We start from the raw sequence: 16,022 nt of genomic DNA on the forward strand, positions 1-16,022 counted from the left end.
TGTGATTGTATACTCATTTTATTATTATTTAAATTTCCTTACCGCATGAATAGCGACTCTTACAAGTAATATCGCACTTATAAATAAACCACCGTAACCAACGACACTTAAAAATTGATTATTTGGCTCTTTCGCATTGTTTGCTAAATGCAATACGCCTACTGAAATCCCACCAAATGCAGTTCCAATAAATGCAATTAGGAATTGCGAGATAAACGTAGTAATGAATGATGCATTTGTTTCGTCAGAGAAAAAGCCGACTTTTACAGATAATTCTCCGTTTTCTAGTTTTGAACTTAAATCATCTAGTTTTCTAGGAATGCGTCGTATGGCAGGTAACATAGAGAGTAATTCGTTTGTTGCAGCTTCTTTTAGACTAGAATAATTGTTAACCGGCATAAAACTAGCTGCATGATCTTTCGCAAAGCGTTTCGCTTCGTTCATTAAATTGAATTCGGGATTTAGTTGTAGCATCGTTCCTTCTAGCGTAATTAAAGAGCGGAAAGCTCCTGTAACCATTGGATAAAAAGCCAATTCAAACTCAGCGATTATTTGAAATAATCCTTGCATGAATTCTTCAGAACTATTTGTAGAAACATACGTACTTTGGATTAATAATTGACTGATAGCTTGTTCTAATCCTTCTTTATCAACATTTGGTTTCTTTTCAACTAATTGAAGCAGTCCATCAAGCAAGACATATGAATTTTTGCGCTCAAAGCCGATAAGCAGTCGCTTGAATGCATCTTGTTGTAGTGTTCCTAATCGTCCGACAGAGCCGAAATCAAGTAATGCAGGAGTGCCATCACGGAGAATATATACGTTACCTGGATGAGGATCTGCATGGAAAATACCTTTAAAGAAAATTTGCTCTAAAATACAATCGAAGAGTTGTCGTTGTACTTTTTTCGTATCAATTTGTAATTCATTTAATAAAGCTGACCCGCTTTTAACACTTACCCCATCCAAAAATTCAAGCACAAGTATTTTTGAATTACTGTATTCTTGATATACTTTCGGTATTTTTACTTTCGTTTCACTATTTTTTAGTGAATCAGACACTTGTTCGAAGTTACGAGCCTCGATTTTGAAATCAATTTCTTCTTTCATTGCGGTAGAGAAGCCATGTGCTAAATCAAGAAAGCCGATGTTTTTAGCCCAAGTTGATTTGTTGGAAATCCATAAAGCAAAGTGAATTAAAATATCTAAGTCACGTTTAATTGTTTCAGAAATATTAGGCCGTAGTAGTTTAACGACGACATCCTGGTCGCTTTCTTTTAGCTTTGCTTTATGTACTTGTCCAATAGAGGCGGCAGCTAACGGTTCCATTTCAAAGGAGCTGAAAATTTCATCTTTTGGTATATGTAGTTCCTTTATCAATATCTCTTCCACTTGTTTTTGTGATAAACGTGTTACATTTTCCTGAAGGTTACATAACTCGTGAATAAAAACAGATGGTAATAAATCAGATCGAGTTGATAAAACTTGTCCGAATTTAATAAATACACCACCGCATTCTTCTAGTGTATTTCGAAGTGAAGTGGCGAGCTTACGATCTGCTTCTGGCGAGCGCTTTAATGCTAAATATTTTCCCATCCCGTGCTTTATTGCAATAGAAGAGACGCGCATATATCTTTTTTGTCTACCAATCTTAGCGAAGAATTTTGAAATAGGATTTCGGCTTTCTATTACTAGCTCATCCATTTCGCCACGCTTAATAGGATCAAATAGTTCAAAAACTAGGTAACAAAGCATTGATACGATTAATGAGCTTCCTAGCCAAAAATATCTATCAACACCGATAATCGATTCATCTTGATAGCGTAAGAATAAAAACCAATACATAGCTGACGTAATTGAAACACCTAAAGTGGCCGCACTTGCTTGTTTGAAGAAATTTAGTTTTGTACCAATTAGCCGACCACTGATGAAAGACATAATGATTGCTAGTAGAAAAAGTTGAAAAAACATTGTATCATTCCTCTAAATTTTATTCGATTACTGTATTATACTGGAATGCAATTATTCTAACAACAAGCCAAGGAAGTACAAACCTTGGCTTGCAAGATTCAATAGAGTACTCAATTATATTTTTTCATAGTTGCATTATCTTTTTGTATAAAACAATCTAAAAGGGAATAACCAGCTATTAAACTAATTATCGTAACAAAGGTTGTATTTATAAGAATAATATTAGCTAAATAAGGTAGATATTGGCCAAGCGGTGAAAAGAGTAGAGCTGGAGAAAAGGAAATTAATATTGTAGGCACTGTAATTACGATAAACTTATCTGGTTGAAAGCTCCAGCTTTGTTTACTCGTTTCGCGATTAATCGATTGAAGGAATCGTAATAATATGCCAACGATAAGAGGGAAGAGTGTAAAGTAGAATAATCTTGGATATACGTTAAAGTTTACCTGGGCGTCTGTATCTAAATAAAATTGAATTTTCACTCCGACAAATAATAATAAGACGATAAATAAGGTGAAGCAGAGGTATAGCATCACTTTTTGCATTGTATTCCACCATCCTTTACTCAAAATATATTCAAAAAAAGAAGAGATATACAATAACTATTGTTGTATATCTCTTCTTTTATGGTTAGTTAATAGTGGAGTTTGTTTTTTCTTGCTTCGTGAAATAATCTATAATGCCCATCGCGCTAATTTCTATATCCAGATGTAAAATGTTATAAACGGAATGATCTGATGGAACGTTTAACTTTGTAAGGTGGGAAGAGATCTTATTCATTAATACAGTTTGTAAAGCTTTAGTCGCTTCATCGAAATCATTATACTGTTCAAAGACCTCTTTTCCCGTATGAACGAAAATAGGTAGCCAATGTTCAAGCTGGTTATATACTTCTGTAACATTAGATGATGCACCGTAATGACCGAAATAAATAGTATCTACATTCATACTTTGAATGTGATTTTTTGAAGCAATCATCGCATCTGGTTGGAATTGTGAAGGAGACGTTGATGGGAGATATAGTTCTATACCAACGTCTGCGAGTTCTCTATAATAAATGCCAATTGTATCGCCAGTAAAAATGCCGTTTGTTAATGAATCGTGAATGCTAATATGGTGCTTCGCATGTCCCGGTGTATCGTAAAATGTAAGGATGCGGTCTTCGGCAATTTGTAATGTATCACCATGTTGTACAATACGAACACGTTCTTCTTCTATAGGAAGAATGGGATCAAACAGTTTATCGAAATCTTCTTTGTATACAGCTTTTGCGCCTAAAATGAGTTTTGTTGGATCAATCATATGACGAGCACCGCGAGAATGCACATATAAAGTAGCATTTGGGCACTTTTCCATCATTAAACCAGCAGCCCCGGCATGATCTAAATGAACGTGTGTTACGATAATGTTTTTTAAATCGTTTAAATCAATATGTAATTGTTGTAAGCCGTCTAAAATATACGGAAGAGAAGGGGCTGCACAAGTTTCAATTAAAGTAATATCGTCACCTAATAAAACGTACGTACCAGTTCGTTCATTATGTTGTAAATCGAAATCATCAATAAGATATAGGTGAGAAGATAATTGCTCTACTTTTTTCATCATTACCACTCCTTATTTACTGTATGTTTCTATTATACGCTAAAATAGAAAAAAGGCAGAAAACGAAAGCTCGTCTTCTGCCTTTTTAAAGTGTTATTATTTCGTTTGTTCTTTATTGATAGACATAACGAACAGTCCAACTATGCCACCAACGATTGGCAGCATAATCTCTCCTGCTAAATTAAAGTAGGAGCTTAAAAATAAACCATTTACATCGATTACCCAGCCAATCACATACAATAACATCATATATAGTACGAAATAAAACTCGCGATTTGAAATCGTTTCATGTTGTGCAGTTTTCATAATGAACACCATCCTTTTCTTTTATAATGGAATATAAACTGTCACATTTTGTTCACAATTCAATTGTAAAACTTTCCAACATAAAAGTCTAGTAGTTTGTGTCGAATTTCCGAACAGAAATAAAGCGCTGTCATTTTGGAGGGGAATACGTAATAAGAGCTGTATATTCACGAATGTAGTATAGTATAAACATAGAATGATAGTGAAGAGAGGGGCAAGGACCATGACAGTTTATGATTTTTCAGCTAAAACGATAACAGGAGAAGATAAGTCGTTAAAAGATTACGAAGGAAAAGCGCTTCTTATTGTAAATGTAGCTAGCAAGTGTGGTTTTACACCGCAATATAAAGGGTTACAAGAAGTATATGATAAATATAAAGACCAAGGACTAGAAATACTCGGTTTCCCTTGTAATCAATTCGGAGGACAAGAACCGGGTACAGAAGCAGATATTACTAGTTTTTGTGAATTAAACTACGGTGTAAACTTCCCGATGTTTGCAAAGGTTGATGTGAAAGGTGATAAGGCACATCCGCTTTATACATACATGACAGAACAAGCACCAGGTTTACTCGGTATGAAAGCAGTGAAATGGAACTTTACTAAGTTTCTAATCGGAAAAGACGGGAAAGTAGTAGGGCGTTTTGCGCCGCAAACGAAGCCGGTGGATTTAGAGGTTGAGATTGAGAAGGTACTTGGGGAATAACTAGAAGTTTCAATTTATTAAAAAAGCCTCAAAGAACAATGTTGTTCTTTGAGGCTTTTTCTTTTAACTCACATTATCAAGATTAAATCGCTGAATGGAAGTCATTTGATTTAGGCGGAGAAGCTGCTTTTTTCATAAGGATTTCCCATAAGTGAACGGATTTTTCCCATTCTGTTGCAGCCTGTCCCTTTTGATACATAGCGTTCTCATAACTAAAAGTAAGTTGTTGCATATCATTCGAGTTGTAAAGTGTGTCGATGTGGAGAGCATATTCTCGGAATGTTTGACTTTCACTTCGTCGTATACCGACTCGAGTAAATTGTTTTAAAAGTGCGCCATAAGCTTTGCTATAAACAGCATCATCTTTTCGGTATTTATAGAAAAGAATGATAAAAAATGTAATCCATTTCATTCTAGTAGCGAAGAGAGTATATCCTATAATACTAATTAGTATCGAAGAGAGGAATACGTACCACCAAGAAAATACATTTTTAGCATTTGTAATCTTTTTAGTAGGAGCTTCTTCTGTATCTTCTATTAAACTTTTGAGCTTTGCTTCATTGTTTCTTTGGTGCATTTGCGCGTTTTGAGAATTAGTTTCTTCGCTATTTTGTATTGTGGGAGCAGGAGTATTATTTGTAAAATTATAGGGATTAGTAAATCCTTTTGTTGGTTCGAATGGAATCCATCCGTATCCAGGGAAGTATACTTCGACCCAAGAGTGTGCGTTATCGTTCGCGATTTTATAAACATCCTCACCTTCTGCAGAGGCAAGCGTATTATCAAGAGTTCCTTCCGTATACCCTTTTACCCAGCGAGCAGGAATCCCGGCAGAACGAAGTAACACGATCATAGATGTTGAGAAATTATTACAGTATCCGCTTTTTGTATCAAAAAGAAATTGATCTACATAATCTTGGTTTTTGGCAGGGAACAACACATTCGTTGTTTCATATACGAAAGAATGGTCGGTAAAGTAGTTTTCAATAGCTAATACTTTCTCATATCGGTTGTCTTTATCATTTGTTAGATTAGCAGCTAAGTCTTTTACTCGCTGCGGTAATGATTCGGGAAGTTGTGTGTACTTTGTCATGAAGTAAGGATTTGTTTCTTGGCCTTCATTCGTTTTTACAGCTTTCAATTTTTCTATGGAAAACTCGGGGACCTCATACGTTACTTTATATGAATGTAAAGTAGTGGAGGAGTCTCCGTCCATCGTATAGATTTTTTCAGAAAATGGATCAACGCTGTATGATGCATCTGAAGAAGCCTCAACTGATATTAACCCTGCTGGATAGGTAAGGTGAGGATAACTTTTTTGCATGTTAATTGTTGACTTTGTTGTCTCCGTTTTTGTATTTTGTTCGTACCAGCTCAAGACGTCGTTTTTATTTTTAAAAGAAATCTTTTTTTGATTTTCAGAAACCTCCCATCCTTTTCCAGTATAAAAATCTTTCGTTTCAACTCTCCAATATTGTTTGTTTTGCGTTTGTACTGTGAAAACAATTGTAGGATCAGCCTTAAAAGGACCACCTAATCTCGAGTCATCTAAACCATACCCAATTTTAGAAACTTCTTGCTGTTTACTTGCTTCGGATGTGTTGAATTTTAAAAAATCCATTGGGTTGGGCCATTGAGGACCAAATTTTGGTGCGAAGTATGCGATGGTTGCTGACAATACAATAAACACTGTAAGAGGTCTAAGTAATTTTGAGATTTCTTTAGCATAATTTTGTAAGTGTTCCATCTCTTTTATTCGTTCTATGCGAAGAAGGCTAAGCATAAAAAAGCCGATGACAACAGTACGAATAATAGCGAAGTTTGCATCGTATAAATGTAAGTTATGAAAAACGGTGATATAAATAATAGTCAATATAAGAAATAACAAACCGCGCTTTCTATGAATCATCCAAAAAGAAATGAAAGCACTCAAAAACCAAAATGATAAAAAAAATAAAAGTGTTGGAAAAACTGGAGAGATATCTAGTAAATTCCCCTTAAATAACAGGGAGGAATTTAGAGAAATATCAGTAAAAAATTTCGTTAGCCAAGATGGATTTATAAAAGCATTTTTATAATATAGGAAATGAATAATGAATAAAATTGTGATGATCTTTATTGGAATCTGCCACTTTGTTTGAAAAAAAGAGAGAGTGAAGCAAATCCCTATAAATATTACAAAAATATCTAATCTACCTACGTTTGTAATACCTATGAGGGGTCTTAGCCATTCTAGTAAAAGTAGAAATGCGCACGCATGCATGAAAAATCTGTTCATATCCCATTGTTTTTTTGTTTGTAATGTTATCATTTGCTCACCTCAAAAAATACGTTTGTATAGTGGTTTTCATAAACCGCTTTTACAAATATTTTTCGTTTTTGTAGAGTTTCTAGAATACTGAGTTCTCGATGTGAGAGTTGATTTGCTTTTTCTTTTACGACAAACACCATTAATTTTCTATTTTTAATAGCAGCAAAGTCAGCCGCCTTTTGAATATCGGGAGAAAGATCGCTTGTTACGAGTATAATCGTGACGGGCTCATAAATTTTTCTTAATTCCATTTCTACACTCCGGGAGAGCGGGAATGCACTGTCCGCTTGTACTTTCGCTAAATGACAAAAGATTTGATGCAACTGACTATCTCCATTGTCTAAAGGGAAAAAAGTTCGTTCTTTTCCGACAGATACGAATGACGCTGGTGAATTTTGCTTCAAGACAGACCTGACAATAGAGGCGGTAAATGTGACGACTGATTCGAATAGAGGGGATGGGGTTCTGTCCATGAATATCATAATATTATGGCTGCGCTGTTGTTCAAACTCTTTCGTCATAATGTTGTTTGTTCGGGCAGTTGCTTTCCAATCAATCCATGAAAAGCGGTCACCAGGTTTATAGTCTCTCACACCGACAGAAATGGTAGAGTCTTTTACTAAATTTATATTTGCTGAAAGTGCTCCTTGTTCGAAATGATTTTCCATTTGTCGATATGTTATATCTACATACTGGGGATAGACTAAAAATGTATCTGGAACTGAAAAAGTTATTTCTTTCTCCATCATACCGAATAAATCACCAGTTTTGACACGTACGCTTGAAAAAGAGTGCTCTCCTCTAGGGATTGTATCAATTGCATATTGAAACGAAATATTTCGTTTCAATCCTGGAAAGAGTATTACTTTATTCATCTTTATTTGTTTATAATTTGTAAATTGTGATGGCAGTACATCTTCTATAATTAAATAAAGTAAGGGAAAAGGAAAACTTCTTTTTATTGTAATCGTACTTAAAAATGGTTCTCCTGCTACATATTCGTCTTGATTTGTTATTCGTTTTACCTCGGCGTTCCGTAAAGCATAGAAGGGAAGCAGTAGTGAATAAAGTCCAATAGGAATCATACTGTAAAACAAAAACCAACTTACAAATCCTCCTTGAAGCATAACGTATACAAATGTTAAGACTAGGCATAACGGAATGAGTGATAACTTAGTAAAATAATAGAGTGTTCGTAGTATCCGTTTCATCAAAGGTTCATCTTCCTTTGAGTAGGTACGGTAGTTCGCGCAACGATTTTTGTGATAACTTGTTCTCCTGTAATTCCTTCAAATTTTGCCTCCATTTTTAGAATGAGTCTGTGAGCTAATACGTAAGGAGCTAAAAATTTAACATCGTCTGGAATAACATAATTTCTGCCATGGATGAATGCATATGCTTGTGAAGCTTTCATTAAAGCAATCGAGCCACGTGGACTTGCACCAAGCTGTATAGAACTATAAGAACGAGTCTGACTAACAAGCTTTACAATGTAATGCTTGATTGCTTTGTCCATACTTATTTCCCGTACGCTCTGTTGTAAATAAAGTAATTCTTCTATTGTAGTAATAGCTTGTAAATGGGAGAGGGGATTTGTTTTTTCCATCCTGTTTAAAATTTCAAATTCTTCTTCTTGTGTAGGATATCCCATTTTTAGTTTCAATAAGAAACGATCAAGCTGTGCTTCTGGTAAAGGATACGTTCCCTCATATTCGACCGGATTCTGTGTAGCCATTACAAAGAACGGTTTTGGTAACGGTCTTGTCCTGCCATCTATTGTAATATTGCCTTCTTCCATACTTTCAAGTAAGGAAGATTGTGTTTTGGGAGATGTACGATTAATTTCATCAGCAAGTATAAAATTCCCCATGATTGGTCCAGGTTTGAACTCAAATTGGAGCTCTTTCGGATTATAAATAGAAACACCTGTTACATCTGACGGCAGTAAATCAGGTGTGAATTGAATGCGCTTGTAATCAGCATCAATAGATTTAGAAAGAGCACGTACTAACATTGTTTTCCCAACGCCAGGAACATCTTCTAATAGTACATGACCTTCCGCTAACAGAGCTGTCAAAGCTAAGATCGTTTCTTTTCGCTTTCCGACCATTAACTTTTCAATATTATTAATTATTTTTTCTATAATGGGATGTAATGAATCAAGCTGGTGCATCGTAATCCTCCTAATGTTATTATCGTTTTTTAATCTATTTAGTGGAAAATAGAATGTATCCATCTAATTACGGGCATAAAGATTTTATCTTTAATTCTAAGAATATTCAGATTATTTATTCTGATTACATCTAGTATAATTGTTTCCGTAACTAAGGGCAATATGGTAAATAATGATTTGTAGTTTAATGTGAAATATGTCTTGATATAAAATAATATCGTGAAGAGAAAATTCAAAACTCTGTTTCATATATTTATAAAGAAAAACGTAGGAATATCTCCTGCGTTTTTTCTTTTGCAAAATAGTCGATCCCCCAAAATACTATTCTCCTAATAATTAAGATTAACCATAAATCTTCACAACGGAACAAAAGATTTTCTCACAAACTTATTTTCTACTGAATTTTTGACAATCTCTTGAACTGTGCGAAATGTCACATCTGAATTTTACAACCTCTCTTATAGTAGGGGTATGTAAGAGAGACGTATTAAAGGAGTGAACAGTATGAAGAAGAAACCTTCAGCACTAATGAGACGTTTAAAATATTTTTCACCAATAGATCGTTATAACGATAACCATACACAAGAAACATATGAAGACCGCGAATGGGAGAATGTGTACAGAAAGCGTTGGCAGCATGATAATGTAATTCGTTCCACACACGGCGTGAACTGTACTGGTTCATGTAGTTGGAACATTTATGTGAAAGATGGAATCGTAACTTGGGAAGGACAGGAGCTTAACTATCCGACTACAGGTCCTGATATGCCTGATTTTGAACCACGAGGATGTCCGCGTGGAGCAAGTTTTTCTTGGTACATTTACAGTCCACTTCGTGTGAAATATCCGTATGTACGTGGTGTTCTTTGGAATATGTGGCAAGAGGAACTGCAAAATAACGAGTCACCATTAGATGCTTGGAAGAGCATTGTGGAAAACCCTGAAAAGGCACGTACGTATAAGCAGGCGCGTGGTAAAGGGGGATTCATTCGTGCGAATTGGGATGAAGTGTTACAACTCGTTTCAGCTTCTTTACTATACACAGTTATGAAATACGGTCCAGACCGAAATGTTGGTTTCTCACCAATTCCAGCTATGTCGATGTTAAGTCATGCAGCTGGTAGTCGCTTTATGCAACTTATGGGTGGACCGATGCTTAGCTTCTATGATTGGTACGCAGATTTACCACCAGCTTCTCCGCAAATTTGGGGTGATCAAACAGATGTACCAGAAAGTAGCGATTGGTATAACTCTGGTTACATTATGACGTGGGGTTCAAATGTACCGATGACGAGAACACCAGATGCACACTTTTTAGCAGAGGTTCGATATAAAGGAACGAAAGTCGTTTCTGTCAGTCCTGACTTCGCTGAATCTACAAAGTTTGCGGATGATTGGATTAGTGTGAAACAAGGTACAGATGGTGCACTTGCGATGGCAATGGGGCACGTGATCTTACAAGAATTTTACGTAGATAATCAAGTGGAATACTTCACAAAGTATGCAAAGCAATATACTGATTTTCCTTTCTTCGTCACATTGAAACAAAAAGGAGACCAATTCGTTGCTGATCGATTCTTAAATGCTTCTGATATTGGACGCGAAACGAAGTTAGGAGAATGGAAACCTGTACTTTGGAACGAGAACACGAATGATTTTGCAACACCTCACGGTACAATGGGGTCACGTTGGGATAACGAAAAGAAATGGAACTTACGTTTAGAAGATGAAGAAACCGGTGAAAAGATTAATCCGCGTCTTTCTTTACTTGGAATGGAAGATAGTGTTCAAACTGTACAAATTCCGTACTTCTCTGATGATGGAAATACAATATTAGAACGTACAATTCCAGTGAAAAAGGTTATGACAGAAGAAGGTGATGTGTTCGTTACAACTGTATACGACTTAACGTTAGCGAATTACGGCGTGAACCGAGGACTCGGCGGACAAGAACCGAAAGATTTCAATGATGACGTACCGTTTACACCTGCATGGCAAGAAAAAATGACAGGAGTGAAACGAGAACTTATTATTCAAATCGCTCGTGAGTTCGCACAAAATGCTGTTGATACGAATGGTCGCTCAATGATTATTATGGGAGCTGGTATTAACCATTGGTTTAACTCTGATACGATTTATCGCGCCGTTTTAAATCTTGTACTTCTCGTCGGAGCGCAAGGTGTAAACGGCGGTGGTTGGGCGCATTATGTTGGTCAAGAAAAATTGCGACCAGCGGAAGGATGGCAAACAATCGCGATGGCAAAAGATTGGCAAGGGCCACCGAAATTACAAAATGGTACATCTTTCTTCTATTTCGTAACAGATCAATGGCGCTATGAAGATACACCAGTTGGACATTTAGCATCACCAGTTGAAGGCAATTCTCGTTATCAACATCACGGTGATTACAACGTATTAGCAGCAAGGCTTGGCTGGTTACCTTCGTATCCAACATTCGAGAAAAATGGGATTGAATTATATAAAGAAGCTGTTGCTGCAGGTGCAACAACGCAAGAAGAAATCGGAAAATATGTTGCACAAAAATTAAAAGAAAAAGAACTGAAATTTGCAATTGAAGATCCTGATAATAAAAATAACTTCCCGCGCAACTTATTCGTATGGCGTGCAAATTTAATTTCAAGTTCTGGTAAAGGGCACGAATATTTCTTAAAGCATTTGTTAGGTACAACGAACGGATTAATGAATGACGATAGTGATTCGTTACGACCAGAAGAAATTAAGTGGCATGAAGAAGCACCAGAAGGGAAACTTGATTTACTCATTAATTTAGATTTCCGTATGGCCGGAACAGCGCTTTATTCTGATATCGTCTTACCAGCTTCAACTTGGTATGAAAAGCATGATTTAAGTAGTACAGATATGCATCCATTTGTACATCCATTTAATCCGGCAATTGGTTCACCGTGGGAAGCGCGCTCTGACTGGGATATTTTCACTTCACTTTCTAAAGCTGTGTCAGATTTAGCGAAGAAAATTGATCTTGAACCGATGAAAGAAGTTGTGGCAACACCACTTCTTCACGATACACCGCAAGAATTAGCGCAACCACTTGGCAAAATTAAAGACTGGAGTAAAGGTGAGTGTGAACCAATACCAGGTAAAACGATGCCACAAATTCATGTTGTCGAAAGGGATTATAAAACGATTTATGACAAAATGACTGCGCTAGGACCAAATGCCGGAAAACAACCGATTGGTACGAAAGGGATTTCTTGGTCTGCAGAAAAAGAATATGAGCAATTAAAGAGCCGATTAGGAGTCGTTCGAACGGATTCTATTGCGAAAGGTTGCCCAGACATAAAAGAAGCAATCAATGCTGCTGAAGCGGTATTAACACTTTCTTCTACAACAAACGGTCATATGGCTGTAAAAGCATGGGAAGCACTTGAAAAACAAACGGATTTAAAACTACGTGATTTAGCAGAAGAACGTGAAGAAGAATGCTTCACATTTGAACAAATTACAGCGCAGCCAAAAACAGTAATTACTTCTCCGGCCTTTACAGGTTCAGAAAAAGGTGGACGACGTTACTCACCGTTTACGACCAACGTGGAACGTCTTATCCCTTGGAGAACGATAACGGGTCGACAATCTTTCTACTTAGATCACGAAATGATGAAAGAGTTTGGTGAAACGATGGCAACATTTAAACCAATTCTGCAACATAAACCGTTCCGTAAATCACGGCCTGAAGTAGAAGGAAAAGAGATTACATTGAACTATTTAACACCGCATAATAAGTGGTCAATTCATAGTATGTATTTCGATTCATTACCGATGTTAACGCTGTTTAGAGGTGGTCCAACCGTTTGGATGAATAAAGAGGATGCTGAAGAAGCTGGTGTTGCAGATAATGATTGGATCGAGTGCTTTAACCGTAACGGTGTTGTTGTAGCGCGTGCTGTTGTAACGCACCGTATACCGAGAGGAATGGCATTTATGCATCATGCGCAAGATCGCCACATTAACGTACCTGGAACGAAATTAACAAGTAATCGCGGGGGAACACATAATAGTCCAACTCGAATTCACGTAAAACCGACACATATGATTGGCGGATATGGCCAATTAAGCTATGGATTTAACTATTATGGTCCAACTGGGAATCAGCGCGACTTAAATGTTGTAATTCGCAAACTGAAGGAGGTAGATTGGCTTGAAGATTAAAGCACAAGTCGGAATGGTAATGAACCTAGATAAATGCATCGGCTGCCATACTTGTAGCGTAACATGCAAAAACACCTGGACAAATCGTCCAGGTGCTGAATATATGTATTTCAATAATGTAGAAACGAAGCCTGGTATTGGTTATCCGAAGCAATGGGAAGATCAGGAGAAATATAAAGGTGGATGGGAATTGAAAAATGGTGAAATTCAGCTGAAATCCGGTTCGAAAATGAAGCGCCTTATGAATATTTTCCATAATCCAGACCAACCGACAATTGATGATTACTTTGAACCTTGGAACTATGATTATGAAACGTTAACAAATAGTCCGCAGCGTAAGCATCAGCCAGTTGCTCGTCCGAAATCAGCAATTACAGGTGAATTTATCGATAAAATCGAATGGGGTCCGAACTGGGAAGATGATTTAGCTGGTGGACATATAACAGGATTACAAGATCCGAACGTAAAGAAAATGGAAGAAGAAATTAAAACGGATTTTGAAAATGTCTTTATGATGTATTTACCGCGCATATGCGAACATTGTATGAATCCATCTTGTGTATCCTCTTGTCCATCTGGTGCGATGTATAAACGTGAAGAAGATGGGATTGTTCTTGTCGATCAAAATGCATGTCGTGCATGGAGATTTTGCGTATCTTCTTGTCCATATAAAAAAGTGTACTTTAACTGGCAAACGAATAAAGCTGAAAAATGTACAATGTGTTTCCCTCGTATTGAAGCGGGTATGCCTACAATTTGTTCGGAAACATGTGTAGGGCGTATTCGATACATTGGGGTAATGCTATATGACGCTGACAAAGTAAAAGAAGCGGCTTCTGTTGAAAATGAAACAGATTTATATGAATCTCAGCTTACGGTTTTCTTAGATCCAAATGATCCAGAAGTAGCAGCTGAAGCGAAAAAGCAAGGGATTCCTGAAGAATGGATTAAAGCGGCACAACAGTCACCAATCTATAAAATGATTATCGATTGGAAAATCGCTCTACCTCTTCACCCAGAGTATCGTACTATGCCGATGGTTTGGTATATCCCGCCGCTTAGCCCGATTATGAACATGGTGGAGGGAAAAGGTAGTAACTGGCAAGCAGAAGAGATTTTCCCTGCTATTAATAATATGCGTATTCCAATTCAATATTTAGCGAATTTACTCACTGCAGGAGATGAATCACATATTCGTCTTACATTGAAAAAAATGGCTGTTATGCGAACACATATGAGAGCACTTCAAATTAATAAAGAACCAAATGAAGCTGTATTAAAAGAAATCGGTTTAACGAAACAGGATGTAGAAGATATGTATCGACTTCTTGCGATTGCAAAATATAAAGATCGCTTCGTAATCCCAACGTCTCACCGCGAACAAGTTGCAGATTTATATAACGAACAAGGAAGCTGTGGTTTATCCTTCGCAGGTGGCCCAGGATCTTGCACGACAATTTCTTAAATAATGGGGGCGGAAACATATGAAACAAAGTTTACAAACTGCTTTTTCGTGTTCTTCATTCCTTCTCTCCTACCCGGAAATCGGGTGGAGAGAAGCTTTAGTTGAATTACAAGAAGAGGTTGAAGCAATTGAGCAGGACGAAGTTAAAGCTCCACTTACAACATTTATAGAACAAGTACTAAATAAAACGAACGATCAACTTATTGATAGTTACGTATATACATTTGATTTTGGTAAAAAGACTAATATGTATTTAACGTATATGAACACTGGTGAACAAAGAGAAAGAGGTATTGAATTACTAGAGTTAAAGCAGCATTATAAAAAATCTGGTTTTGAAGTAACAGATAAAGAACTACCTGATTATTTACCTCTTTTACTAGAGTTTTTTGCAAATGCAAATGAGCAAGACAGTGAACCAATTATGAGTAAATACAAGGAAAACATACAAGCATTACACGTTCAGTTAAAAGAAGCAGATAGTATGTATGAACCAATTCTTGCGGCTGTTCTACTCGCTATCAATACATGGGGTGTACAGACAAATTAGAAAGGAGAGTTGTCAAAATGATGGATCAATTTCTATGGGTATTGTTTCCCTATATCATTTTTGCAATCTTTATCGGTGGACATATTTTCAGATACAACTATGATCAATTTGGATGGACATCAAAATCTAGTGAACTATTAGAAAAGAAAATGCTCCGAATCGGAAGCCTACTATTCCATTTTGGGATTATGTTCGTAATTGGCGGTCATGTCATGGGGATTTTAATTCCAGAAGCTGTATACCGTTCAATAGGTATTTCGGAGCATATGTATCATGTAATAGCGATTAGTTTCGGACTTCCGGCAGGTGTTGCTTCTATCATCGGTTTAATTATATTAACGTACCGCCGGGTAACAGTAAAACGTATCATTGCAACGAGTACAAAGGGAGATTATATTGCGCTTATATTATTACTTATCGTAATGCTAGCAGGACTTTTTTCAACATTTTTAAACATCGACTCAAAAGGGTTTGATTATCGTACAACGATCGGTCCTTGGTTCCGAAGTCTCTTTATTTTCCGACCGAAAGTCGAATATATGATGGAAGTGCCTGTATGGTTTAAAATTCATATTCTTGCAGGGATGGGGCTTTTCGCAGTATGGCCATTTACTAGACTAGTACATGTATTTAGTGCCCCAATTAAATATTTAAGTCGTAGTTATGTGATTTACAGAAGACGTATTCCAAATGAATTGAAAAAATAATTTTGTTTTATATGTTTAGTAACTTATAAAGAAAGCCGAGATC

At 36.6% G+C, this 16,022-nt stretch carries 12 protein-coding genes; 5 read left to right on the forward strand and 7 right to left on the reverse strand.

All coding sequences use genetic code 11. The features are described 5' to 3' along the window. Nucleotides 1–24: 24 nt before the first annotated feature. The 4 genes from FOT98_RS10160 to FOT98_RS10175 form a co-directional block, all read right to left on the reverse strand. On the reverse strand, nt 25–1,971 hold the full coding sequence (locus FOT98_RS10160; RefSeq protein WP_063261697.1) for an ABC1 kinase family protein: 1,947 nt from the start codon (nt 1,969–1,971) through the stop codon (nt 25–27). Between the two features lie 110 nt (nt 1,972–2,081). Continuing rightward, a complete protein-coding gene (locus FOT98_RS10165) occupies nt 2,082–2,516 on the reverse strand; it encodes a hypothetical protein (RefSeq protein WP_063261696.1) in 435 nt (144 codons plus the stop codon). Between the two features lie 85 nt (nt 2,517–2,601). Further along, the gene (locus FOT98_RS10170; protein ID WP_063261695.1) at nt 2,602–3,573 is read right to left on the reverse strand and encodes an MBL fold metallo-hydrolase; all 972 of its coding nucleotides are present in this window, start codon (nt 3,571–3,573) and stop codon (nt 2,602–2,604) included. A 96-nt stretch (nt 3,574–3,669) separates the two neighbouring features. Next, nucleotides 3,670–3,879: a DUF3925 family protein gene (locus FOT98_RS10175; RefSeq protein WP_002127081.1), complete on the reverse strand. Its 210-nt coding sequence runs from the start codon at nt 3,877–3,879 to the stop codon at nt 3,670–3,672. Between the two features lie 223 nt (nt 3,880–4,102). Between FOT98_RS10175 and bsaA the strand changes: the two genes are divergently transcribed. After that, the gene (gene bsaA, locus FOT98_RS10180; RefSeq protein WP_000219426.1) at nt 4,103–4,585 is read left to right on the forward strand and encodes a glutathione peroxidase; all 483 of its coding nucleotides are present in this window, start codon (nt 4,103–4,105) and stop codon (nt 4,583–4,585) included. Nucleotides 4,586–4,667: 82 nt separating this feature from the next. Here bsaA and FOT98_RS10185 read toward each other — a convergent pair whose 3' ends face one another. Genes FOT98_RS10185 through FOT98_RS10195 form a run of 3 tightly spaced genes read right to left on the reverse strand, consistent with a single transcriptional unit; the run spans nt 4,668 to nt 9,069 of the window. Next, nucleotides 4,668–6,896, reverse strand: coding sequence for a transglutaminase TgpA family protein (locus FOT98_RS10185; protein WP_063261694.1), 2,229 nt, complete (start codon nt 6,894–6,896; stop codon nt 4,668–4,670). Beyond that, nucleotides 6,893–8,107, reverse strand: coding sequence for a DUF58 domain-containing protein (locus tag FOT98_RS10190; protein ID WP_063261693.1), 1,215 nt, complete (start codon nt 8,105–8,107; stop codon nt 6,893–6,895). The genes FOT98_RS10185 and FOT98_RS10190 overlap by 4 nt, the downstream gene beginning before the upstream one ends. After that, nucleotides 8,107–9,069 carry an AAA family ATPase gene (locus FOT98_RS10195; protein ID WP_063261692.1) on the reverse strand — a complete coding sequence of 321 codons (963 nt, stop codon included), beginning with the start codon at nt 9,067–9,069 and terminating at the stop codon, nt 8,107–8,109. The genes FOT98_RS10190 and FOT98_RS10195 overlap by 1 nt, the downstream gene beginning before the upstream one ends. A 504-nt stretch (nt 9,070–9,573) precedes the next feature. On the opposite strand from FOT98_RS10195, the gene FOT98_RS10200 reads away from it, so the two are divergent. Genes FOT98_RS10200 through narI form a run of 4 tightly spaced genes read left to right on the forward strand, consistent with a single transcriptional unit; the run spans nt 9,574 to nt 15,979 of the window. Continuing rightward, on the forward strand, nt 9,574–13,257 hold the full coding sequence (locus FOT98_RS10200) for a nitrate reductase subunit alpha (protein ID WP_063261691.1): 3,684 nt from the start codon (nt 9,574–9,576) through the stop codon (nt 13,255–13,257). Further along, nucleotides 13,247–14,722 carry a nitrate reductase subunit beta gene (gene narH / locus FOT98_RS10205; RefSeq protein ID WP_063261690.1) on the forward strand — a complete coding sequence of 492 codons (1,476 nt, stop codon included), beginning with the start codon at nt 13,247–13,249 and terminating at the stop codon, nt 14,720–14,722. Before FOT98_RS10200 ends, narH begins: the two co-directional genes overlap by 11 nt. Before the next feature lie 19 nt (nt 14,723–14,741). After that, nucleotides 14,742–15,272 carry a nitrate reductase molybdenum cofactor assembly chaperone gene (narJ, locus tag FOT98_RS10210; RefSeq protein ID WP_063261689.1) on the forward strand — a complete coding sequence of 177 codons (531 nt, stop codon included), beginning with the start codon at nt 14,742–14,744 and terminating at the stop codon, nt 15,270–15,272. 17 nt (nt 15,273–15,289) lie between these two features. Beyond that, nucleotides 15,290–15,979 (forward strand): respiratory nitrate reductase subunit gamma, encoded by a 690-nt coding sequence (narI, locus tag FOT98_RS10215; protein WP_063261688.1) that lies wholly within the window; start codon nt 15,290–15,292, stop codon nt 15,977–15,979. The last annotated feature ends 43 nt before the right edge of the window (nt 15,980–16,022 follow it).

Origin of the sequence: Bacillus sp. HY001 (genome assembly GCF_007558965.1) — a bacterium.
In the GTDB taxonomy this organism is placed as follows: Bacteria; Bacillota; Bacilli; order Bacillales; family Bacillaceae_G; genus Bacillus_A; species Bacillus_A mobilis.